Annotated in this window: 24 protein-coding genes; 23 read left to right on the top strand and 1 reads right to left on the bottom strand. The window is 43.0% G+C overall.

What is annotated here, in order from left to right; all coding sequences use genetic code 11:
• Positions 1-297: 297 nt before the first annotated feature.
• From BBH88_RS10665 to BBH88_RS10585, 18 genes are all read left to right on the top strand, one after another.
• Positions 298-543, top strand: coding sequence for a hypothetical protein (locus BBH88_RS10665; RefSeq protein WP_006831627.1), 246 nt, complete (start codon positions 298-300; stop codon positions 541-543).
• 173 nt (positions 544-716) lie between these two features.
• Positions 717-848, top strand: a complete 132-nt coding sequence (locus BBH88_RS19820; protein WP_269147325.1) for a hypothetical protein — start codon at positions 717-719, stop codon at positions 846-848.
• A gap of 590 nt (positions 849-1,438) precedes the next feature.
• Positions 1,439-1,876, top strand: a complete 438-nt coding sequence (locus BBH88_RS10660; RefSeq protein WP_006831509.1) for a BrxA/BrxB family bacilliredoxin — start codon at positions 1,439-1,441, stop codon at positions 1,874-1,876.
• The gene (locus BBH88_RS10655; protein ID WP_006831508.1) at positions 1,873-2,655 is read left to right on the top strand and encodes a class I SAM-dependent methyltransferase; all 783 of its coding nucleotides are present in this window, start codon (positions 1,873-1,875) and stop codon (positions 2,653-2,655) included. Before BBH88_RS10660 ends, BBH88_RS10655 begins: the two co-directional genes overlap by 4 nt.
• A gap of 273 nt (positions 2,656-2,928) precedes the next feature.
• Complete coding sequence (locus BBH88_RS10650; RefSeq protein ID WP_006831507.1) at positions 2,929-3,522, top strand: YpjP family protein; 594 nt, start codon at positions 2,929-2,931, stop codon at positions 3,520-3,522.
• 583 nt (positions 3,523-4,105) lie between these two features.
• Complete coding sequence (locus BBH88_RS10645; protein WP_407946500.1) at positions 4,106-5,068, top strand: thymidylate synthase; 963 nt, start codon at positions 4,106-4,108, stop codon at positions 5,066-5,068.
• A 213-nt stretch (positions 5,069-5,281) separates the two neighbouring features.
• Entirely contained in the window at positions 5,282-5,779 is a 498-nt protein-coding gene (locus BBH88_RS10640) for a dihydrofolate reductase (RefSeq protein WP_006831505.1), read from the top strand.
• Complete coding sequence (locus tag BBH88_RS10635; RefSeq protein WP_006831504.1) at positions 5,772-6,536, top strand: lysophospholipid acyltransferase family protein; 765 nt, start codon at positions 5,772-5,774, stop codon at positions 6,534-6,536. The genes BBH88_RS10640 and BBH88_RS10635 overlap by 8 nt, the downstream gene beginning before the upstream one ends.
• A 70-nt stretch (positions 6,537-6,606) precedes the next feature.
• Positions 6,607-7,446, top strand: a complete 840-nt coding sequence (locus BBH88_RS10630) for a DegV family protein (protein ID WP_006831503.1) — start codon at positions 6,607-6,609, stop codon at positions 7,444-7,446.
• A 38-nt stretch (positions 7,447-7,484) separates the two neighbouring features.
• Entirely contained in the window at positions 7,485-8,282 is a 798-nt protein-coding gene (locus BBH88_RS10625; protein WP_006831502.1) for a GDSL-type esterase/lipase family protein, read from the top strand.
• A 12-nt stretch (positions 8,283-8,294) separates the two neighbouring features.
• Complete coding sequence (locus BBH88_RS10620; RefSeq protein WP_006831501.1) at positions 8,295-8,870, top strand: YpmS family protein; 576 nt, start codon at positions 8,295-8,297, stop codon at positions 8,868-8,870.
• A gap of 16 nt (positions 8,871-8,886) precedes the next feature.
• Positions 8,887-9,417, top strand: a complete 531-nt coding sequence (gene msrA, locus BBH88_RS10615) for a peptide-methionine (S)-S-oxide reductase MsrA (protein ID WP_040853000.1) — start codon at positions 8,887-8,889, stop codon at positions 9,415-9,417.
• Positions 9,414-9,839, top strand: a complete 426-nt coding sequence (gene msrB, locus BBH88_RS10610; RefSeq protein WP_006831499.1) for a peptide-methionine (R)-S-oxide reductase MsrB — start codon at positions 9,414-9,416, stop codon at positions 9,837-9,839. The genes msrA and msrB overlap by 4 nt, the downstream gene beginning before the upstream one ends.
• 57 nt (positions 9,840-9,896) lie before the next feature.
• Positions 9,897-10,112 (top strand): YozE family protein, encoded by a 216-nt coding sequence (locus tag BBH88_RS10605; RefSeq protein WP_006831498.1) that lies wholly within the window; start codon positions 9,897-9,899, stop codon positions 10,110-10,112.
• Positions 10,113-10,182: 70 nt separating this feature from the next.
• Complete coding sequence (deoD, locus tag BBH88_RS10600; RefSeq protein WP_006831497.1) at positions 10,183-10,887, top strand: purine-nucleoside phosphorylase; 705 nt, start codon at positions 10,183-10,185, stop codon at positions 10,885-10,887.
• 361 nt (positions 10,888-11,248) lie between these two features.
• Positions 11,249-12,763 carry a lmo1851 family serine protease gene (locus BBH88_RS10595; RefSeq protein ID WP_006831496.1) on the top strand — a complete coding sequence of 505 codons (1,515 nt, stop codon included), beginning with the start codon at positions 11,249-11,251 and terminating at the stop codon, positions 12,761-12,763.
• A 57-nt stretch (positions 12,764-12,820) separates the two neighbouring features.
• The gene (locus tag BBH88_RS10590) at positions 12,821-13,702 is read left to right on the top strand and encodes a CobW family GTP-binding protein (protein WP_040852997.1); all 882 of its coding nucleotides are present in this window, start codon (positions 12,821-12,823) and stop codon (positions 13,700-13,702) included.
• On the top strand, positions 13,699-13,953 hold the full coding sequence (locus tag BBH88_RS10585; RefSeq protein ID WP_065536808.1) for a hypothetical protein: 255 nt from the start codon (positions 13,699-13,701) through the stop codon (positions 13,951-13,953). The genes BBH88_RS10590 and BBH88_RS10585 overlap by 4 nt, the downstream gene beginning before the upstream one ends.
• A 73-nt stretch (positions 13,954-14,026) precedes the next feature.
• On the opposite strand, the gene BBH88_RS10580 is transcribed toward BBH88_RS10585, so the two are convergent.
• Positions 14,027-15,403 (bottom strand): MATE family efflux transporter, encoded by a 1,377-nt coding sequence (locus BBH88_RS10580; RefSeq protein WP_006831493.1) that lies wholly within the window; start codon positions 15,401-15,403, stop codon positions 14,027-14,029.
• A 276-nt stretch (positions 15,404-15,679) separates the two neighbouring features.
• Between BBH88_RS10580 and BBH88_RS10575 the strand changes: the two genes are divergently transcribed.
• The 5 genes from BBH88_RS10575 (at position 15,680) to odhB (ending at position 23,749) form a co-directional block, all read left to right on the top strand.
• On the top strand, positions 15,680-16,756 hold the full coding sequence (locus BBH88_RS10575; RefSeq protein WP_006831492.1) for an undecaprenyldiphospho-muramoylpentapeptide beta-N-acetylglucosaminyltransferase: 1,077 nt from the start codon (positions 15,680-15,682) through the stop codon (positions 16,754-16,756).
• 29 nt (positions 16,757-16,785) lie between these two features.
• Positions 16,786-17,739 carry a diaminopimelate epimerase gene (gene dapF / locus BBH88_RS10570; protein ID WP_006831491.1) on the top strand — a complete coding sequence of 318 codons (954 nt, stop codon included), beginning with the start codon at positions 16,786-16,788 and terminating at the stop codon, positions 17,737-17,739.
• 18 nt (positions 17,740-17,757) lie between these two features.
• Positions 17,758-19,404, top strand: a complete 1,647-nt coding sequence (locus tag BBH88_RS10565) for a diguanylate cyclase domain-containing protein (protein WP_006831490.1) — start codon at positions 17,758-17,760, stop codon at positions 19,402-19,404.
• 247 nt (positions 19,405-19,651) lie between these two features.
• The gene (locus tag BBH88_RS10560) at positions 19,652-22,462 is read left to right on the top strand and encodes a 2-oxoglutarate dehydrogenase E1 component (protein ID WP_065536809.1); all 2,811 of its coding nucleotides are present in this window, start codon (positions 19,652-19,654) and stop codon (positions 22,460-22,462) included.
• A gap of 24 nt (positions 22,463-22,486) precedes the next feature.
• A complete protein-coding gene (gene odhB / locus BBH88_RS10555; protein ID WP_065536810.1) occupies positions 22,487-23,749 on the top strand; it encodes a 2-oxoglutarate dehydrogenase complex dihydrolipoyllysine-residue succinyltransferase in 1,263 nt (420 codons plus the stop codon).
• The last annotated feature ends 29 nt before the right edge of the window (positions 23,750-23,778 follow it).

Raw genomic sequence — 23,778 nt, 5'->3', positions numbered from 1 at the left:
ATTTAGTGGGCTTTACTTGTGGAACCGCAATTCTATTGAAAATAGAAACAGTGTACAGGTTGAAGAGACTTTAGAAGAAAAGCTTTACAGCGACAAATAAACAATTTTTACTACATAATAGCTCCACTTGGATGAAAATTGAAGGCAAAACGCTCTTGATTTATGTCCTTTTTTGTTTGCGGCACAGCAATAAATCCTTCGTAATAGAAGAAGGAAAACAGCAAAAAAAAACGATTTTTATCATTCTTTTCAAAATGCCTCTTTTGTTGTATATTGGTAAGAGAAAAGAGTGATATTATGGGTAGTGCAGTATTTCCGGCAAAAAAGAAAAAACTAGAAGCAATGATTAACAAGTATGGCGAAAATATGACTTGGCATACTTTTAAAATTAATTTTAAAAGGGATCATCCAGAGGATTGGGAGCTAATCAATTCCGCTTTTGAAAGTTACCAACGAAATACCAAGAGAGGCAAAAATCACCCAATGCCTCATCCAGATAAATACCTTAAAAATATGTATACTAGCATTTCAACAGATAATTAACTCAAAGAGCATCCAATGGGCGCTCTTTTTCTTATGCAAAAGAAACTTTTTCATGTCTAAACACGACTAATTAAAAATAATGAAACACCATAACGTATTGCAAGAACTATTTAAGATGATTTTTGATCTATTATTCGACCAGATTGCTAATTAGCAAAAGAGGAGGAATAATTATGTTCATGATCTTAAATGCAGCTGTAATTTCACTTTGGATCACGTCACTGATCGTATTCGGAAATAGTTACATTCGCTACCTGAAGGAGGAACGTGACTACGAAAAAAGCCGAAGAACCGATTCTACCTAGCTGGATTGTCTGAAGAAATTCCTGTATTTGAGTGCCTATCTCGAAAGTGTGGAAAAAATTATTTGCTACTGCGCCATTCCTCTATCCGTAATTCTGTGGGCTTAAAAGAAATAGAGACTTCTTAAAATTATGAGATAGAGGATTTCGAAATAGGTAAGCTTATATTCAGTTGAATTCAAGGTCTTTTTTAAAAGTAAACTCAAATGTTGCTGAAAAATCGGATAATCAATCTTGGTATGAATAGTATAATATTCCATATAGCAGAAAAAATGATCTGGGCAACAACTTCCAAACTAAGATTTTTAAACATATCAACAAAACAATTTTCATCTTTTTTCTGTTTCTTCTGCTTTTTCATCATGTATCTCCTTGTTTCCTCGATTTTTTCAAAAATATTACAAGGATTCTCGAGGTAGTATTGCCTATTGTAAATTAGTATATAGAAAAAATTTGCAAAATGTTCTTTTGTGAAAAATTATATTTACTCGCAAGAAACTTACATATAGATCGGTACCTATGAAATTCCAAGCCATCTAGGTTACACTAGTTATACACTAAGCAACATAATCTAAACGAAAAGAGGGAAAAGCATGAACGCATATGATGAGTACATGAAAGGCATTGTCGTGCCGATGCGCCAAGAACTAACGGGTGCAGGATTTAAGGAGTTATTGACGGCTGAGGAAGTCAATGAACATATGAGCAGTTCTAAAGGAACAAGCCTTGTTGTCATCAACTCGGTTTGCGGTTGTGCTGCAGGTTTGGCGCGTCCGGCAGTTATAGAAGCACTACAGACAGTAGAAGCGAAACCTGAATATTTAGTTACGGTGTTTGCAGGACAGGACAAAGAAGCAACTGCTCAAATGCGCAATTATTTTGAAGAAGTTCCCCCATCATCGCCATCAATCGCGGTATTGAAAGATGGCGCATTAGCTTATTTTATTCCACGTGAACAGATTGAAGGCTATCCGATGGAACAAATCCGTGACCATTTGTCACATGTTCTTGAACAGGTGGCTGCTCAGTGAAAACAGTTGTTACGACGGCGTACCGGCCTACTTCGTCTATATTGGAGTGGGCCAATCGCGTTTCTGCAGACCTTTCACTTCCACAGGTTCCGCGCAATAAACGTTCCATCGATAGAATGCATACAGATGAAGGATCGGATCTTCTGGTCTGTTTAAAAGAACGGCTCGAGTTTTATCCAATGGGTGAAGGTGAGCCGTTCTTTTTTCATCCGAATTCAGCGGCTTTCCGGACGAAAAGGCCGCTTGAGCAAGATCCTTTGATTGAAGTTTCTGGACTCGAACCGGGCGATTCTTTTTTGGATTGTACATTGGGTTTGGCTTCAGACTCACTAGTGGCTTCTCAGCGTGTTGGCAAACAAGGGCGGGTTCTTGGATGTGAAAGTCATCCTGTCCTTGCGTATGTTATTCAGCAGGGATTAAAAGAGTACAAGGGAATGCCGCATTTGGAAGAGGCCATGAAGCGCATCAGAGTGGTGTCTTCTGATGCCGTTTCGTTTCTGGGAAAGTTGGAAACCAATTCAGTCGATGTCATTTATATGGATCCGATGTTTACCGAGGAAATTACAGAAGCATCAAATTTCACTCCATTGAGAGGAACGGCTGATCATGGGCAATTGACGGAGTGTTGGGTAGCCCAAGCAAAAAGAGTGGCGCGTAAAACCATCGTCTTGAAAGCGCATTTTCGTTCGCAGGATTTTGAAGGTTTTGGCTTTACACGGCGCTTGCGGCCCAATACAAAATTCCATTACGGTGTCATCCAGTGCAGTGCCGTTACATAAGCAAGTAAAAAAACCTCCTGGGCATCCAGGAGGTTTTTTTACTTGCTTATTAGTCTGAAAAAGAAAGTGAAGTCAAGTATCCGAGCATAAACAGGAGACCCAGTCCGATCAATAATGATGCATCCATGAAAATTCCTCCTTTTCAAAAAAACAAGGCATTGTTAATGACTTTATTGTACAATGAATTTCAAGAAGATGAAACCTTTACCAATGAAATTCGTATAAATAAGCAAGCATAGTACTAAAATGTTCATAAATGAAAAGGTGATGTTGATGAAAAATTGGTGGCAAAAGTCGCTGATGATTGCAGTTGCCGTTTTGACATTGGGTGCAATTTCCCCGAACCATTTAATTTGGGAGTCGCTACTGGACGAAAAAGGTCAACCAAAATCACACGCAGCTGAAAGCGATAACAAACAGTATATATATGATTGGATCGATCCGAGCGAGTTTTACGATACCCAGGTATCTATACTCGACACGGTTCACCAATCTGCCGAAGAACAGTCTTATTTAAAGTTCGGTTCGCGAATTGGTCCTGTGATTCAAGACGAATTCCAAACCATGATCCTGCCGAATATTCAGCGAGCGATCGACGTTCATTTAGCGACTCTTAACACCGGCCAATTGAGCAAACTGGCTATCTCTGAGAAGCCATCAGGCGATCACTCAGAAAAAATCTTTCATGTTTATGATACCGAAACAAATAAAGATGAAATCCGTTTCCATGTAAGAACTGAGAAAAAGCCGCAAGTAGGCTATTCCTTTAATTTCCATTACCATTTGGCCGAAGATGATTTTCAAAAACACATAACTGTGGGCGATATTTACTGGTCCAAAAACACACCGCCGAAATGGCTTTCTTAAACCGTCCACTTTGTGGCGGTTTTTTGTTTTGCTAAATTAATATAAGTCGAACTATGAAAGACGCCTGCTGATATTCCGAAAGCTAGTGCGACAGGACGTCTCGATGGCAGCTGCCAAGGGCTTGCGCCGAACTAACTCGAGCTTAACAACGCCCGAGTAGATTTCTTCCGATGTCGCTGTGCTGCTCTGCGAGAGTTTCCGCTGATTTGCTCCATATCTTTTATGAATACTGTGGGAAAAAATAGGCTTGCTTTGAATTCACTAAATTTCTTAGCACCTAGCCCAAAGTGACCTGAGCGATAGGTAAAAGCTGATTTCTTTAGTTTAACTTGTATAGTAATCTATCACTGCTGAAATTTTGCAGGCGTCTCCGTCGTTTGGTTCTATTTTTTCATTTGTCATAGCGGAAAACAGAAGCTGATACTTCACTGCGTAACAAACTCAGTGCCGGCGCGTCCACCGGCTCATCGTGCGGGCCATCCCAAAAGCTGACGAAGCGGATTCTGGGATAAAGATTTTTAAGTTCAACTTAATATAGTTAAAATCTTTATTAACACCAGTAGTATTGTTATGATTAAACATAATAACGGAGGCGAATTATATGAAGCAATATTTAGATTTGTGCGAACACATTCTGCATAACGGAGCAACAAAAGAAGACCGGACTGGCACAGGAACATTGAGTGTCTTCGGCCATCAGATGCGCTTCGATCTTCGTGAGGGATTTCCGCTCATGACCACTAAAAAAACAGCGTTCCGCTTGATTGTCTCGGAACTTCTTTGGTTTATTAAAGGCGACACCAATGTCCGCGCTTTATTACAGGACAATAATCATATTTGGGATGAATGGGCGTTTACGCAATGGATAGCAAGCGATGAGTATGCAGGGCCTGACATGACCGATTTCGGCCGCCGCGCACAGAAAGATCTGGAATTTGCGGAACTGTACAAGCTGGAAATGCAAAGCTTTCAGCGAAAGGTAATTGAAAGTCCAGAGTTTGCCGAAAAATACGGTGATCTTGGACCGGTTTACGGCAAACAATGGCGTTCATGGGCGACCACAGAAGGCGGGACCATCGACCAATTGAAGAATGTCATCGAATCAATCAAAAAAAACCCGGACTCCCGCCGTCACCTTGTTACTGCATGGAATCCAGAGTTTATTGACGACATGGCTTTGCCACCATGTCACATTATGTTCCAGTTCTATGTTGCAGATGGCAAACTGTCTTGCCAGCTTTATCAGCGCAGCGCAGATGTCTTTTTAGGAGTGCCATTCAATATTGCCTCCTACGCACTTTTAACGCACCTTATTGCACGGGAATGCAACTTGGAAGTGGGCGATTTTGTCCACACGACAGGTGACACACATCTGTATTCAAATCATCTGACACAGGTTCATGAACAGTTGTCAAGAGAGCCGAAAATGTTGCCAATTCTAAAAATCAATGAAGAGGTCGATTCGATATTTGATCTAAAATTGGAAGACATCACAATCGAAGGCTACGATCCCCATCCTCGGATCAAAGCGCCTGTTGCAGTTTAAGTTGTTTGGAACTGCAAGACTCTTTAAAAGAAATCGTGGAAGATAATGAATCCTACGGAAGCATCGCGAGTTGAAGACCCTGGACTGAGCAGAGTGAGAGAAGCGGCTGAAGCCGTGTTCGTGGCAAGCGTTTATCTGGAGCGATTTCTTCAACTCTAATAATATTATCAAACAAAGTTAACACCCGCCGAAAGCGGGATAGGAGGAAGATTCATGATTTCATTGATGGTAGCGCATGATCCAAACCGGGTCATCGGAATAGATAACGAATTGCCTTGGCACATCCCAGCCGATTTGGCGTATTTCAAAGAACAGACAATCGGAAAAGGCATCATCATGGGACGCAATACGTTCGAATCCATCGGCCGGCCGCTTCCAAAACGTCGCAACATCGTTGTGACACGAAACGACGATTACCAGGCCGAGAATGTGGACGTGGTCCATAATCTGCAAGATGCCATAAAATTGGCAAAAGAATTTCATGAAGAAGTGATGATTATCGGAGGCGAACAGATTTTCAGCTCGGTTTTAGATGATGCAGATCGCCTTTATATTACCCTTGTCCACCAGGCTTTTGAAGGAGACACATATTTTCCGGAATACGGCCGTGAATGGAAACTCGTTTCCGAATCGGAGCAGCAAATTTCAAACGAAGTTCCTTTTTCTTACCTCGTGTACGAACGACGGAAAAAGAAAAAAGATCATGCTTAACTCGATCCGAACTTTCTCATTTCTGTTTGGCTATTTGCTATTTAGTGTTGTGAGTTTAAAAAAGTTTATCAAGCAGAAACCGCATCTGACTGTAGAGGAATATGATCAATTGGTTCATACAGAGCCCCAAAAATGGGCAACCGGTATCATGAAACGGACGAAAAGCAGTGTTTCCATCACAGGTTTGGAAAAACTTCCTGATGGGCCAGTCCTGTTTGTCAGCAACCACGAAGGGAATTTTGATATTCCAGTTTTGCTGTCGACTATATCGAAACCATTTGGCTTTATTTCCAAAAAAGAAGTGAAGAAAATGCCGATCATTCCGTTGTATATGGAAGAGATGAATTGCGTTTTTCTGGACCGGACCGATCGCCGAAGCGCTTTGAAATCAATCACCGATACGGTTAAGAAATTGAAAGATGGCCATTCTATCCTGATTTTCCCTGAAGGGACGAGAAGCAAAGGGCAAGCAATGGGCGAATTCAAATCCGGTTTTATGCGCATCGCCAAAGACTCAGGCGTACCAATCATTCCAATTGCCATTCACGGAACTTCTGATGTTATGGAAAAAAATAACAACAGAGTGTTGCCGGCCACGATAACGGTTCAACTGCTGGATCCCGTTCCGGCTGAACGGATTCAAGAATTAGATTCTAAAAAAGCGATAGCACTGGTTCGGACAAGAATCGAAGAAGCTATTTCATCACTGCCCAAAAAAAAAGCAGTAATTGAAGATCGTTTTAAGTATGTGCAGTAAGACGTCAGCCCTATCAGTTGTTTCCTGTAGTTCAATTACTTAAACTAAGATAGAAAAAGGAAGTGATTTCATGTCAAAAATTCATATTGTCACGGATTCGACCGCGGATTTAAAACCGCAGGTCATTGAAAAATACGATTTGCATGTGGTTCCGTTAACGATTCAAATTGGTGGGAAAACGTATTTGGACCGTGTTGATCTGGCGCCCGAATCTTTTTTGGAATTGATGAAAAACTCCAACGAAATGCCAAAAAGTTCGCAGCCGGCTCCAGGCGTCTTTAAAGAACTATATGACGAATTGGGTGAAAATGGAGATCAAATTCTCTCGATTCATATGACCGGCGGAATGAGCGGCACAGTTGAGTCGGCAAAAGCAGCAGCTCAATTGACGGATTCAGACGTTACTGTAATCGACTCTCGTTATATTTCACATGCTTTGACATTTCAGGTATTTGAAGCGGCTGATATGGCGAAAGCTGGAAAAAATATGGAAGAAATTGTTGCTCGGGTGGAGCAGATTCGCCTTAATACCAAGCTTTTTGTTGTAGTAGATACGCTTGACAACCTAGTCAAAGGTGGACGAATAGGCAAAGGCCGTGCATTATTGGGGTCACTGATGAAGATTAAGCCGATTGCCTCATTGGACGACGGGGAATATACACCGGTGGCAAAAGTTAGAAGTCATAAGCAAGTGGTGGAATATCTTATGAAAGACTTCGTGGATCGCACAGCTGGTAAAATTGTTAAAGGTGTTGGAATTGCCCACGCTAATGGGCTAGCCATGGCTGAACCGCTGCGCGAAAAAATTAAAGGAACGGGTTTTACGGATATTAAATTCGATTTTACAACTCCAGTCATTTCGACTCACACAGGAATCGGGGCAATTGGTTTCATGTACTACACGGATTGACTTGAACGGTAATGCCCATCTAAAAAGGAGAGACAAATTTGAAACGCATCCTGTTTATCATCATTTTGTTCATGGGTATACTGGCGGGATGCAGTCCAACATTTATCTTTGGCAATGAAGAAGCAAAACCTAGATACGAGCCCTCCATCAACCCGTACACCGTGCCGCCCAACTTTATTCCCAAGGCGGTGGTCATTACTGCGCTGGGAGATTCCTTGTCTCAAGGCGTGGGAGATGAAGAAAATTTGGGTGGTTATACTGGTAGGATGGCTGCTGAAATGTGGACTTGGCAAGGAATTGAAGGGGTCGCTATTGAAAATACCGCAAAACGCGGCCGTCGTAGTGACAAACTGCTGGCAATGTTTCAGCAAGGCGAATTGGCTGGCCCTGTGGCAGAAGCGGATTATCTTACGCTGACAATTGGCGGAAATGATGTCATGAAAATCGTCAAACGCGATTTATTTTCACTGAATATGAAAGCATTTGAGGACGAATTGATCCTTTATGAAAATAGATTTGATACGATTATCACCACAATCCGCAGTATCAACCCGAATGCCCCTATGGTCGTCATGGGCATCTATAATCCGTTCTCGCTCGTCACAAATAAAGTGGAAGAGTTTGATCAGATTATCGCTTCTTATAATGAAGCCATGGAAGAACGAGTGGAGAAAGACCCTCAGGCTTGCTTTGTGCCTGTTAGTGATTTGTTTGTCGGCAACAAAAATTTGGTTTATCATTCCGATTTTTTCCATCCAAACAGCAAAGGCTACGACTTGTTGACCGAACGCATCTTGGAACGGATGGAAGAATGCGGAATGAGCTACGAAGAATAGGAATGGTGACAAATGAAAAAATGGCGTTTCGCTTTCTTTATTCTGTTAGCGTTCAATGCATTGGCGTTGGTGGGAGTCATATTTTACGTAACCACTCCACCGAAAGATTATACATCTTATCAAGCATTGAAAAATGCGCAGGCTACCGGAAACACGGTAGTCGTAAATACCACAAAAGCAGACTTTGAAGGAATTGCTAACACCTATATACAGGAGGCTATGAAAGATCAGCCAATTCCCCTTTCCCTGTCGGTCAATGATGACGTTAGCATTTCGACAGAGCTTACTATATTCTCTGTAACTTTACCGATTTTGATGAAATTTGAACCACTTGTTCAAGAAGATGGCAATTTATTGCTGGAGCAAAAGTCTGTGGAAGTCGGAATGCTGGATATTCCCCCTGAATCTGCGCTAAAGTTGCTTAGAGACTCAGTTGAACTTCCAGAATTTATGGAAGTAATGCCTGCGGACGAAGAAGTGCTGCTGAAGCTAACAGAAATTCCGTTGGACGACGGCATTTCTGTCCGAGCAGCATCGTTCAACTTGCAAGAAGATGATATCCGATTGTTGGTGACAATTGAACCATAAGAAACGGAGTGAGCTTATGAAGACGGAAAAAGCGACATTTGCAGGAGGCTGTTTTTGGTGTATGGTCAAGCCCTTCGATTCATTGGATGGTATTGAAGAAGTAGTAAGCGGTTATACGGGTGGCGAATTGCCGAATCCGACTTACGAACAGGTTTGCTCAAATGCTACGGGACATGTTGAAGCAGTTCAAATTACGTTCCAACCTGACATCTTCCCTTATGAGAAATTACTTGATGTTTTTTGGACACAAATAGACCCAACAGACGCAGGAGGTCAATTTTTTGACCGCGGGGAATCTTACCAGACGGCCATCTTCTACCATTCTGAAGAACAGCAGCTGGCTGCAGAAAAGTCCAAGCAAGAACTGAACAATTCAGGCAGGTTCAAAAATCCTGTAGCAACTCCAATTGTTCAAGAAAAACTGTTTTATTTGGCAGAAACTTACCACCAGGATTACTATAAGAAAAATCCTGGTCATTATAACCGTTATTCAGTCGGTTCCGGGCGGACTGCTTTTATTGAAAAGAACTGGAGGGAACAATCATGAAAGAAGAATTGAAAACGAAGTTAACACCGATGCAATATCATGTAACTCAGGAAAGTGGCACTGAACCACCTTTCCAGGGAGAATACGACCAGCATTTTGAAGACGGGATCTATGTTGATATCGTTTCCGGTAAACCGTTGTTCAGTTCCAACGATAAGTTTGATGCTCATTGTGGCTGGCCGAGTTTTGCAAAGCCAATTGAAGGCTCTGAAGTGAAAGAAAACCTGGACACTAGTCATGGTATGAGAAGAACGGAAGTTCGTTCTGATTCGGCTGATTCTCATCTTGGTCACTTGTTTCCAGACGGACCGTCATCTCTTGGCGGACTGCGTTACTGCATCAATTCTGCGGCACTCCGCTTTGTACCAAAAGAGCAATTGGAAGCAGAAGGCTTATCTGAATACAAAAAACTGTTTGAATAATGGGTTGCCCGGACAACTGTCCGGGTTTTTTTGCTTGAAATACGGAAGGAGCCCTTCATGAACCGATCATTTTATCAATTTGCATTAAAATACCGTGGGAAAATGGATGCTGACAATTTTTCAAGCTTTGCAGATTCGATGTTTCTGGACCATTCTTTTCCTAAATCATCATCAGACTTCGACCAGCTTTCCAAATATGTCGAAGAAAAGGCACATCCAGTCATGAAAGCCTCTATCTTTGATAAAATGTGGGAAGAATATACAGCCGAATAAGGCTTGTCATTGCACTATAAGAAAAAAAACAGTATGATTATTACGACTATATTAAAGTGAGGTTTTTTAGATGAGTGTTCATATCAATGCAAAAAAAGGCGATATTGCCGAAACGATTTTACTGCCGGGAGATCCGCTCCGCGCAAAATACATAGCGGAAACTTTTTTGGAAGATGTTACTTTGTACAACGAAGTCCGCAATATGTTTGGCTATACCGGGACATACAAAGGTAAACGCATCTCCGTACAAGGAACAGGAATGGGCGTACCGTCGATTTCCATCTATGTAACTGAATTGATGCAGGAATACGACGTAAAGAAATTGATTCGTGTGGGTACTTGTGGTTCGATTCACAAAGACGTCAAAGTACGCGACGTCATTTTAGCACAAAGCGCGTCAACTGATTCAAAAATGAATGAAATCATTTTCAAAGGCGTCAACTATGCACCAACGGCAGATTTCAATCTATTACTGAAAGCCTACAACGCTGGCCTTGAAAAAGGATTAAGCCTGCGCGTCGGAAATGTTTTTACTGAAGATGTTTTCTATAATGAATTTGCAGAACACGAAAAATGGGCACAGTATGGTGTACTTGCACTTGAAATGGAATCTTCAGCTCTTTACACATTGGCCGCGAAATTTGGGTGCCAGGCCTTGTCCATCCTGACTGTCAGCGATCACTTATTGACAGGCGAAGTGACAACTGCCGAAGAACGCCAAACGACGTTCAACGATATGATTGTCGTGGCTTTAGACGCAGCGATCCAAGAGTAGAAAGAAAAGCGCAAGCGCCCGTTTAACTCTGACAGGCACAAGGTAGACCGGTGAAGCGGCTGTTTCTAGCCGCACAGCCGGGTTGACTTATGACCCGAAGAGTTGGGCGCTGGAGTCTGGACAGAAAGAAAAGCGCAAGCGCCGGTTTAACTCTGACAGGCACAAGGCAGACCGGTGAAGCGGCATGTTTCTAGACGCACAGCCGGGTTGACTTATGACCCGAAGAGTTGGGCGCTGGAGTCTGGACAATATACCACAGCTACAAAGTCGTCCTTTCTCAAACTAGAAAAAAGACTGTCGAGACAGTCTTTTTCTTTTCATATCTTCCAGTTCTCAAGCAATTATGAAAGTGGTGAAATAGATGGATGATAAACGTCCGGGGGAAGAGCACGAAGAGCTTCCGCCAGTAAAAGAGTCGCCGTCGCACACGATTAAAATGAAAACATTCTCATTTATTATGCTTGTCTTCCTTTTAATAATAGCAACGGCAGGTTTGACCGTTTTTGCATTAACTTTTGGCGACGACAAAGTGGTGGAAGTCAATTCACCGGAACGTCGTGAATTTGAGAAGCTTTACACAGCTTATGATCAAATCCAGGACCAGTATTTCGAGAAAGTAGACCGGGATGTTCTAGTTAACGGCGCCATTAATGGCATGGTCGATTCGTTGGAAGATCCGTATTCCGATTACTTGAATGAAGAAGAAGCATCGCAATTTATGGAAGGTATTTCGTCTAGCTTCCAGGGGATCGGTGCAGAAGTGCAAGAGCGCGGTGGATATGTAACGGTGGTGTCACCCATCAAAAATTCGCCTGCTGAAAAAGCAGGCATTCAGCCAAATGACCAAATTTTAGCAGTTGATGGAGAAAGTATTCAAGGCTTTACCACAACCGAAGCCGTTATGCTGATTCGCGGTGAAAAAGGAACTGAAGTTACACTGACCATTCAGCGCGGCGAAAATACGGAACCGATTGACATCACCATCGTCCGTGATGATATACCAATCGAGACCGTATACGCGGAAATGATTGGGGACAAGGTGGCGCATATTCAAGTCACAAGCTTTTCAGAAAACACCTATCAAGAGCTGCTTGATGCCATAGAAAAAATGGAAGCTGAAGGAATGGAAGCGGTCGTTATGGACGTTCGCCAAAATCCCGGCGGCTTACTGGATGTGGCGCTTGATATTTCCGATTTGTTCATTGAAGAAGGAAAAACATTGTTTGAAGTTCAAGCAAAAGGTGCTGAACCGGAGATTTACATGTCTTCACCGGGCACGAAGATTGAAGTGCCCGTTACCTTACTGATTGACGGAGGCAGCGCTTCGGCATCTGAAATTTTGGCCGGAGCAATGAACGAATCGGCAGATATCCAACTGGTTGGAGAAAAAACATTCGGCAAAGGCACGGTCCAGACAGCGAATGACCTTCAAGACGGTTCCAATCTGAAATTTACAACGGCTAAATGGCTGACACCAGACGGCAATTGGATTCATGAAAAAGGAATCGAGCCGGATGTAGAAGTTGCTTATCCGGAATACGCCTCTCTTCCAGTTCTCGATACTTCTTTGGAACTGAAAGACGGCGTCATTTCAGACCAAGTAGAAACTGCCGAGCAAATGCTTGAGGCACTTGGCTATGAAGTCGGAGATGTAGACGGTGTATTTGAAGAGCAAATGACAGAAGCTGTAGAAACTTTCCAGGAAGAAAATGAACTGGAAGTGAATGGCATCCTGACTGGAGACAGCTCAGTTGCAGTAATGGATGCTTTGCGTCAGAAAATTGAAGAAAATGATCCGCAACTACAAGAGGCTAAAGAACTTTTGATGGAAGAAGCCGGAATTACAGCGGCGGCATCTGAAGAAACTGAAGAGTAATTTTAAAGGCCCGCTTAAGCGGGCCTTTTCTTAAGGGAAAAAAGAAAGGGTGAGACGATGAAGGACGTATACTTGTTCAGTGGATTTTTGGGAAGTGGAAAGACGACCTTGCTAAAAGGGATGATCAGTCAAATGAAAGCCCAAGGATTGAAACCGGCGGTCTTCATGAATGAACTTGGTAAAATGAACATGGATTCCGATTCAGTGGAAGACGGTGTGCCACTAAAAGAAATTCTCGATGGTTGCATTTGCTGCTCGGGATCGGAGAAATCTGAAGCGCAGATTCAAACGCTACTTGCTGAAGAGGATTTTGACGTATTACTGATTGAAACAACAGGTGCGGCGCATCCCGTGGAAGCACTCGATGCCATCTTTTCACCTTTGTTTGCCGATCAATTAAATTTCAAAGGCATCGTCACCGTCGCAGACAGTAAACGTTGGATGGACCGCAACAGCTTGTCACCGCAGATCCGCTCTTTGTTCTTGGAACAAGTTCGCCATGCAGACTTAATTCTGGCCAATAAAATGGATTTATTGACGGATGGCGAACAGGGAACGGTAGTCTATGAGATTCAGTCGCTGAACCCGACAGCGCAAATTATCCAGACTGTCCATGCCAAAGTGCCATTTTCAGCATTAGATAAATTGACGCCTTCCCCGTCCGGAAACGTTGCAACAGCACCAATCTCGAAACTGAACCTAAACACCAAAGTGCTGCAGTTTGATGCGCCAATCCAGCGGGAAAAGTTTGAAGAATGGCTACGTGCATTGCCGGATACCGTTTTCCGCATCAAAGGTTATGTGCCGCTAGAAGGCGATAAATATCCGCATGCCTTCCAGTTTGCCTACGGAATGGCGCAGTGGCTTCCTGAGTACATCAAGATGCAAAATCAGATTGTTGTCATTGGAGAAGGGCTGGAGGGAGTCAAGCTTCCATGATAGAATCTTACCAGAAACTTTGGCCGCAGCGGGCAGCTGCCGAAAGCATTTCCACTCAGGAAGAGCTCGCAAAATATATACTCATTGAATTGAATGACGAACTGACACATCCGCGTGTCCGAAAGTCTAAAGAACAAAAACTGGCACTGGCGCTCGCACGAATCGAAGGGTCGGACTTGTCGGAATCTGAAAAAACGGGCTTAACCGCTTTGTATAAAAAATTAGAGTCTCATAAAGCTGGAGGTTGTTAATAAATCAACCAACATAAATAAAAGCAGGAAAAGAAAATCAGATGATTTTTCTTTTTCTGCTTTTATATTTTTTTTATTTTGTGGCGTAGTGCTGAACTGTCGAGTGAGCAGAAATTCGTTTTTGAATCAGCAGTAAACGAACAGACAAGGTGATGGCACCCGCTGTCAAGCCGACAATCAGGCCGATCCAATAGCCGAAAGCACCAAAGTCAGTAAAGTTTGCCAATAAGTACCCGCAAGGAAGACCGATGACCCAGTAAGAAATTAGCGCCATGATGAACGTGATGTTGACATCTTTATAGCCGCGGAGCGCTCCCTGTACGGGTGCTTGAATAGCGTCCGATAGTTGGAACAAAGCCGCAAACAGTAGAAACTGGACAGCGAGCTCGACCACTACAGGGTCTGAGGAATATAAAGCTGCAATTTCACTGCGCATGAAGAACAGGATACAAGCGGATAAGAAGCTTAATGTAACGGCTGTACCCACACTGAGCCAGCTATATTGTTTAGCGTCCTGGAAGCGCTTAGCGCCAACTTCATAGCCAACAAGGATCGTGGCACCCATGGAGATGCTGAGTGGCAGCATATAAAGCAAAGAAGCAAAATTCAAAGCGATTTGATGTGCTGCAATGGTGACAGTGCCGTAGACAGCTAGCATAAAGGTCACGGCAGAGAAAATACTTGTTTCCACAAAGATTGAAATGCCGATTGGTACACCGATTCGGCTGATTTCACTCCAACGGCTCAGTGACAATTTCGGCCAACTGCGGAAGATGCCATAGGAATTAAACGGGCTTCTTGTATGGATGATCCACACAGCGATCGCTAGGATCAGCCAGTAGGTGATGGCCGAAGCAAAGCCAGCACCTGCTCCTCCAAGTTCCGGAAAACCGAAATTTCCAAAAATCAGCAAGTAATTGAAGAAAATGTTGATGGGTGTCGATAACAGCGAAATGACCATTGTGACACGCGTTGCTCCAAGTGCATCGATATAAGAGCGCAAAGCATTATAGACGAATAACGGGATCAACCCGATCGACATCGCAAAGATATAACGATTGGCGACATCAGCGACCACCGGCTCGAGGTCCATGAATGCCAACAGATAATCGATGCTGAAGTAAAAGAATGCGAAGACGATGGCAGCCAGCAGCATGGCCAAATAAATCCCTTGCTGTACGGCTTGTTTTACCTGTTCTTTTTTCTTGGCCCCCATCAATTGTGCTACAATTGGGGTAATGGACATCAGAATTCCCGCGAGCCCGATATAGACAGGGACCCAAAAGGATGACCCGATGGAAACGCCAGCCAAATCCTCTGTTCCATAGCGAGCAGTCATGTAGATATCGAAAAATGTCACCAGGTACATCGCGAGTTGTGTGACGAGAATCGGAAAAACAATTTTTACTAACAGCAGTAACTTTTCTTTCATGGTTATTGTTTGGTACATATGTCTTTCCTCCCGCAATTTTCCTATACAAGTTGAACTCAAGTATTGGATTTTAAATCCATTAAAGCGTAGTAAGTCTGAAGAGATCGCTCTAAGCGCAGGCCAGATGGAAGACGGAGCTGGGTTGCGGAATGTCAACAGGTGGAAATCATAAGTTCAACCTAATAGTGCAACTTATTCTGTTTCAATTTAACACATAAAATCCAGTATAGCATAGAAAGGCTTGCTTAAAGCAATTCGGCTACGCCAAACTAATAGATGAAAGTAGGACAAGCAATGGACAACAAAACAATTTTATTGACCGGAGGCGGAACGGCAGGACACGTCTCTTTGAATCAGGCATTGATTCCAGAACTGAAGAATTTGGGATTCCACGTCGAATACATCGGCTCCAAAGACGGGATTGAAAACGAACTGATCCGTGAATCGTTTCCGTCGGTTCCCTATCACGCCATTTCCAGCGGCAAGTTGAGACGTTATTTCTCCACGAAGAATTTCTCGGATCCGTTTCGTGTAGGAGCAGGGCTTATGCAGGCGGTCAATATTATCCGTAAGACCAAACCCGTGGCAATCTTTTCAAAAGGCGGATTCGTTTCTGTACCTGTCGCAATGGCTGGGCGAATGATGTCGGTTCCAGTCATTATCCATGAATCGGATGTTACGCCTGGATTGGCCAACAAGATCGCATTGCCTTTCGCTGATCACATTTTTACCGTTTTTAAAGAGACGCTCGCGCATGTGCCGAGCAATAAATCCACGTGCACGGGATCACTTATCCGCAGTGAGCTGATGAAAGGCTCTGCAGAAAAAGGCCAGGAAATCTGCCCGTTCGATAACGAACTGCCGGTATTGATGGTCATGGGCGGAAGCCAAGGGTCAGCAATGATTAACTCCGCTGTCCGCGACAACTTGGAACGGCTGTTAGAAGGGTTCAATATCATTCATTTATGCGGTAAAGGCAACAGTATAGTGGAACTGAACGTCCACGTGAATTACCGCCAATTTGAGTACGTGACACATAAGCTGCCACATTTGCTGCATATGACGGATTTCGTGGTATCTCGGGCGGGGTCCAATTCAATATTTGAGTTTTTGGCATTGAAAAAGCCGATGCTGTTAGTGCCACTTTCTTTGCAAAAAAGCCGCGGCGATCAAATACTGAATGCTAATTTATTCGAAAAACAAGGCTTTGCCCACGTGGTCGAAGAAGAAGAGTTGTCTGCTGACCGTTTGATGGAAGAGCTGGCTCGTTTGCAAGCTGATAAAGATCAATTAGTTGAGGCAATGACACGAGCTGAATCACCGATTACTGCCGCTAAAATGGCAAAATTGGTAGCGTCACATACAAAGTAAATCCTTACTATTCTAAAGAGGTGACCAGAATGGAAATGACATTGATAAAAGTCCATGGCTCTATGAATACCTTTTATATGTTTGAATCGGATGGTCGTGCTGATTTTGCACAGCTAGCGATCCAGCTTGCAGCATTGGACAAAGACATTGACGGCATTTTAGTGATCTTGCCTTCAGTTATTGCACATGCGAAAATGCGCGTCTTTAATAATGATGGTTCTGAAGCATCCATGTGCGGCAATGGCCTTCGCTGTGTTGCCCGCTATGTGTGCGAACGCGACAAGGTGAAGGAAGCAGTAATTGAAACTATGAGAGCTTCCCTGCGTGTAAAAAAAGAAGAGACCTTGAACGAAGGCATCGAAACCTATGCGGTTGAAATATCTCCGGTTTCATTTTCGCTCAGCAGGTTGCCACTGAGCTATGATGGCAATAGTGAATGGATTCACAAACCTTTGTCTTTTGTTTCAGAAAAAATTCCATTTTCCGCGGTCGCTGTTCCCAATCCGCATTTGATTGGCATTGTTTCAGCTGATCTACAGAAAGATACAAGTCATCAACAAAAATGGGCTCAGTATTTCAACGGCAATAATGAATATTTTTCAGATGGTGTGAACGTCAGTTATGTGACGCCTATGGAAGGTGGAATATTCGTCCGTACCTATGAACGCGGCGTCGGATTCACCAATGCTTGTGGAACTGCGATGACCGCTTCTGCATTGATTAGTTGCATGACTGGTTTGATGCCCTATGGAGATGTTTTTGTCTATAATCCTGGGGGAATGGTAAAGTGTACAGTTCGCAGGCAAGGAGACAATATCCGTCTTCAGCTTACTGGAAATGCAACATACTTGTCGATAAATGAATTTGAATGGTCAGTCAAAGCGGCAGACAGCAAAATTCTATCCGTTGAGCGCTTGGAAGAGCAGACGCGTTATGAAGAATTTATTGAGCAGATATCGTCTGCATCAAAACAATTTGTATAATGGAAAGCGGTGAAATAGATGCTCATGCCTTTTACGACGGAGCAGTTGGATCTCCTTTACAGGAACACCAAAGACCCAGTCTATTTAATGAAACAAAATGGAGAGACGTTTGACTATGTTTACGTCAATCCAGTGTGTCTAGCCATCTTTAAAAAAGAACTAACGGGAGCCACGCTGGATGAGAGCATGCCACTGGAACTTTCAAGAGATATTAAAAAGCAGTATCTTATTGCCTTGAAAGCTGGAGTAAAGCATATCTATCGTGATTATAGCCTGTTTAGTGAGCGTGATACGGCGATGGAAACCGAAGTGACGCCGATTGAGTTTGAAGAGCAGAGATTTGTACTGGCGGTAACGAAAAACGTTGCAGTGCAGAAAAAGATAGAAGAGGATTATTTATTCTATGAGTCTTTAGTTCAAAACTCAGTAGATCCAATGATTATGATTTCAGCAGAATACATGATCGTCGATCTGAACCCGGCCTATGAAAGAACGTTCGGCGTGAAAAAAGAAGAATGGATCAACCGTTATTACAAGAATTTACCCGAAAAGCAAAAAGAGTTATTCAAATCGGGCAAAAGCCTGCTGGAAAGATTCGACTCCGAATCGAAGGGCACCTCGATAATCATGCAACGCCGAAAACAAGATGGCACGATGGCAAAGTTTTCAGTCAGCTATTCACCTATCAATGAGAATGGCATTATTCGAGCATTTCATGTCGTGTTCCGAGAACTGACCAGCGAACTGTTGTTGAAAAATGAGCTGAAACGAACAGAGAATATTCTGGAGAGCTACAAGGATGCGCTTAATTACGCAGCGCTTGTCGCCATTTGGAGTTTGTCTGGTACGATAGAATTCGTTAATGACAATTTAAATAAATTAACCGGCTATATGCCCGAAGAGCTGATTGGAATAAATGCTTACGAAATAGGAGAAGCAATCATTTCCGCAGAAGAATACGAAAAGATTCGCACAGTTATTTGGCAGGGATCTATTTGGCGTGGACAACTTAAAAGCTTAAAGAAAAATGGTGAAGTTTTCTGGGTGGATGCTACCATTATTCCTTTACTCGATGTGGATGGGAAGATCTATCAGGTACTGTCGATTTTGTTTGACGTGACGGAAAGAAAGCAGCTGGAAGAACAGCTCCACTTTATGGCTTATCATGATGGCTTGACAACCTTGCCCAATCGCCGTTTAATGGTCCAGCAATTTCAGCAGATGAAAGACCATGCAAAAGAAAAAGGCGAGCATATCGCCTTGCTGTATATCGATGGTGACAATTTTAAATCAATTAATGACCAGTTTGGCCATGACGTTGGGGATGAATTTATCTATCACTTTGGTCAAGCAATCAAAAAGAGCGTACGAAAAGGCGATTTAGCTGCCAGAGTTGGTGGAGATGAATTTCTTGTGGCGCTATGCGGCATTCTTCCTGAAGAATGCCAGTTGCATATCGATAAGATTATCGGCCGCATCAATGAGACACTCGCGGAAGGATGGAAAATCAACAGACATCACTTTACACCAAGCTCATCAGTCGGGGTTTCCGTATATCCTCTCCATGGAAATAATTTTGATGATCTCGTTAAAAAAGCAGATGCTGCTCTTTATTTAGCGAAAAGCAATGGAAAAGGAAAAAGTTGTTTCTACACTTCCGTGTGACGCTGGCCTAAAAAACAGCCATTTTCAATCGAAAAAAAGATGAAAACGTTTTACTTTAGGTTATGTGAATATTTTCACGGAAAGGCTTTGTCTTTTTAACATGGAAGTAGTAAGATGGATAGGGAATTTTAATCTTTTATGACCAAAACGTCTTCTGCTTTATGTCTAGTGGGTTGCGTGATAAAATATACGAGACATATACAAATAAAGTGACTGCCGTCAAACAATATAGTTGGAGGTTTTTTTAATGTCTAGCAATTATTCAGATACAAAATCCCCGTGGAGTTCCATTACAGGCCCCAACCTGGGATACATAATGGAGATGTATGACCTGTATCAAGAATCACCGGAATTGCTTGATCCAGAATACGTTGAACTTTTTAAGCAATACGGACCCCCAGCTGAAGTTTCAACGAACCAACAAACTTCAGCTGTAAAAACTGTGGAACCTAATAATTTCGAAAAAGTTATAGCTGCTGTTCATTTGGCTGAAGCGATTCGTGCACATGGCCACCTAGCATCGGATATTTATCCGCTTAAGGATCAACCAAAAGACACTTCACGTGTGGAGTCTTCAACATATGATCTCAGCGATCAGGATTTGAAGGAAGTACCGGTATCTTTGCTTCTGAATAATGCACCAAGCAATATAAAGAATGGCTTGGAAGCTATTGATTATTTAAAATCGCTTTATACAGATAAAGTTGCTTTTGAATTTTCGCATGTGGTCCAGCCGCAGGAACGAAGCTGGCTGCAGGAAAAGATTGAAGCAGGTGCTGTCAAACCGACATTGGATGCAGACAAAAAGAAACAGGTTCTTGACTTGCTGACACGTGTAGAAGGCTTTGAAAAATTTGTGCATCGCACATTTGTTGGACAAAAGCGCTTCTCAATTGAAGGTGTCGATTCATTGGTGGTATTGATGGACGAACTTGTTCAGCTATCCGAATCAGCGGGAACCAAAGATATAATGATCGGGATGGCGCATCGCGGTCGTTTAAATGTGCTTACGCATATCTTGAATAAACCGTATGAAATGATGTTTGCCGGCTTTGCACATATTGGAGATGATGCTTTTCTTCCTGAAGATGGCTCGCTTCAAATCACGAAAGGCTGGTTTGGTGACGTAAAATACCATATGGGAGCTGCTTATAAATCTGCAAATGGGACGAGTGTTAAACTGGCTTATAACCCTTCACATTTGGAAATTGTTAGTCCGATTGTGGCTGGGCAGACTCGTGCTGCACAGGAACTCACTGATCAAACGGGTATAGCGAAGATAGATCCGAAAAAATCTTACGCCATTCTTGTACACGGGGATGCGGCATTTCCTGGACAGGGTATCGTAACCGAAACCTTAAACTTTAGCCGTGTTAGAGGCTATCAAACAGGTGGATCAATTCACGTCATCGCGAACAATTTGATCGGCTTTACAACGGAACAATTCGATTCCAGATCGACTCACTATTCTTCTGATCCTGCAAAAGGGTTTGAAGTGCCGGTTATCCATGTTAACGCCGATGAGCCTGAAGCTGTCGTTGCTGTTGCCCGGTTGGCATTTGAGTACCGTGAGAAATTCGGCAAAGATGTGCTAATCGATTTAATTGGTTACCGTCGCTACGGACATAATGAAATGGATGAGCCTTTGGTGACGAACCCGACAATGTACCATGGCATTCATCAGCATGATACGGTTCGTGAAATTTATGGAAAACAATTGGCAGCGGAAAAAGTTTTATCTGAAGAGGATGTTAAAAACCTTGATACAGATACGCAAAAAGAAATGCAGGAAGCTTATGACAAAGTTAAGGAAAACAAATCTGCAGATTTCCCGAAACTTGAGATTCCTGAAGCCGTCTTGAATGGTTTTCCTGAAGTGCCGACGGGCGTCGATAAAGATGTTCTGACGCAGATGAACGAAGAATTATTGTCATGGCCAAGTGATTTCTCTGCCTTCGGCAAGTTGGCGCGAATTTTGAAGCGTCGTGAAGACCCGTTCAATGATAAAGGCAAGATCGATTGGGCACATGCTGAAACGCTTGCCTTCGGGTCGATTTTGCAAGACGGTAATCCGATTCGATTGACTGGCCAAGATGCGCAGCGTGGCACATTTGCTCACCGCCATCTTGTTCTGCATGATGATAAAAATGGCAATGAACTTGTACCTCTGCACCACATCTCAGATGCTAAGGCATCGTTTGTTGTTTACAACAGCCCACTCAGTGAAGCATCCGTACTGGGCTTTGAGTATGGCTATAATGTAGAAAATGAAAAGGCGCTGGTTATCTGGGAAGCGCAATATGGTGATTTCGCCAACATGGCCCAAATGATCTTTGATCAATTTATTTCTGCTGGACGCGCAAAATGGGGTCAGAAATCCGGATTAGTTATGCTGTTGCCTCATGGCTATGAAGGGCAAGGACCTGAGCATTCAAGCGCTCGCTTGGAAAGACATTTGCAAATGGCTGCTGAAAACAACTGGACAGTTGCAAATCTTTCTAGTGCAGCGAACTATTTCCACATTTTACGCCGCCAGGCCAAAATGCTTGGAGAAGAGTCGATTCGTCCGTTAATTATTGTCTCTCCAAAATCCTTGCTGCGCCATCCAATGGTCGGCGCAGACCTAACTGATTTGACGGAAGGACATTTCGAAACAATCATCGAACAGCCAAACATGGGCAAAGATGCGAAAAAAGTAACACGTGTTCTTTTTGCAAGCGGCAAAATGGCAATTGATCTGGCAGAACGAGTGAAAGATGGAAAAGGCTACGAATGGGCGCATATCGTCCGCGTCGAGCAACTGTATCCATTTCCGGCTGATAAGATCAAAGCTATCGTTGACCGTTATCCAAATGCCAAAGAGTTGGCTTGGGTACAAGAAGAGCCACAAAACATGGGTTCATGGACATTTGCAGATCCATACCTGCGTGAATTGTCAGATGACAAAGAAGTGAAATACTTCGGGCGCGTCCATCGTCAAAGCCCTGCAGAAGGTGATGGAGAAGCACATAAAGTAGAACAAGCTCGCATTATTGACGAAGCATTAGCTAAATTGTAGGGATAATCTAAGGAGGAATTTTTTGTGGCAGAGATCAAAGTACCAGAATTAGCAGAATCGATTACTGAAGGAACAATCGCTCAGTGGCTTAAACAGCCAGGCGATACAGTTGAAAAGGGAGAATTCATCGTTGAACTAGAAACAGATAAAGTTAACGTTGAAGTCATTTCTGAAGAAGCTGGAGTTGTGCAAGAACATTTAGCGCAAGAAGGCGATACAGTTGAAGTCGGACAAGTTATCGCGATTGTTGGCGAAGGTTCTGGCGAAGCTGCAGCACCTAAAGTAGAAGAAACTCAGAAAAAAGTGGAAGAGCCTGCTAAAACAGAAGCTCCTGCAACTCAAGAATCTGTAGAAAAAGATCCAGCAGCTGAAGAGCAATCTTCTTCTGACCGGACAATCGCAAGTCCAGCGGCACGCAAATTGGCACGCGAAAAAGGAATCGATCTTGCTGCTATTTCTCCAGTAGATCCAATGGGCCGTGTTCGCGTCCAGGACGTTGAAGCTCACGGATCGAAACCTGCAGCATCTGCGCCGGCTGCAAAAGCAGAAGCGCCAAAAGCTGCTGCGCCTTCTTCTGATGAAGAAAATGGGCGTGTTGTTCGTGAAAAAATGACAAGACGCCGTCAAACCATTGCAAAACGTCTTCTTGAAGTAAGACAATCCACTGCAATGTTGACAACGTTTAATGAAATCGATATGACGAACGTTATGGCATTACGGAGCCGTAAAAAAGATCAATTCCTTAAAAATAACGATGTCAAACTTGGCTTTATGTCATTCTTCACAAAAGCAGTAACTGCTGCTTTGAAAAAATACCCATATGTTAACGCTGAATTAGATGGAACTGATGTTTTACTAAAACAGTTTTATGACGTAGGTATTGCTGTTTCAACTGAAGAGGGACTTGTTGTTCCGATCGTTCGCGATACGGACAAGAAAAACTTTGCAGAAATTGAAGCAACAATCGGTGAACTTGCTAAAAAAGCACGCGACAAGAAACTTTCGATTGCAGATATGACAGGCGGTTCTTTCACAATTACTAATGGTGGAGTCTTTGGATCACTGCTTTCTACACCGATATTGAATGGTACACAAGTGGGTATTCTTGGAATGCACACAATTCAAAAACGTCCAGTAGCAATTGACGATGAGGTTCAAATTCGTCCGATGATGTACGTTGCTCTTTCATATGATCACCGTGTAATTGATGGAAGCGATTCTGTTGGTTTCTTGAAGATGGTCAAAGATATGATCGAAAACCCAGAGGATCTACTGTTGGAATCTTAATAAATGGTCAAACCGATAGTCCTGCGTTG

The sequence above is a fragment of the Planococcus antarcticus DSM 14505 genome (assembly GCF_001687565.2).
Taxonomy (GTDB): Bacteria; Bacillota; Bacilli; order Bacillales_A; family Planococcaceae; genus Planococcus; species Planococcus antarcticus.
The sequence above is the reverse complement of the archived record's forward strand: the minus strand, read 5'-3'. Positions and strand labels throughout refer to the sequence as shown.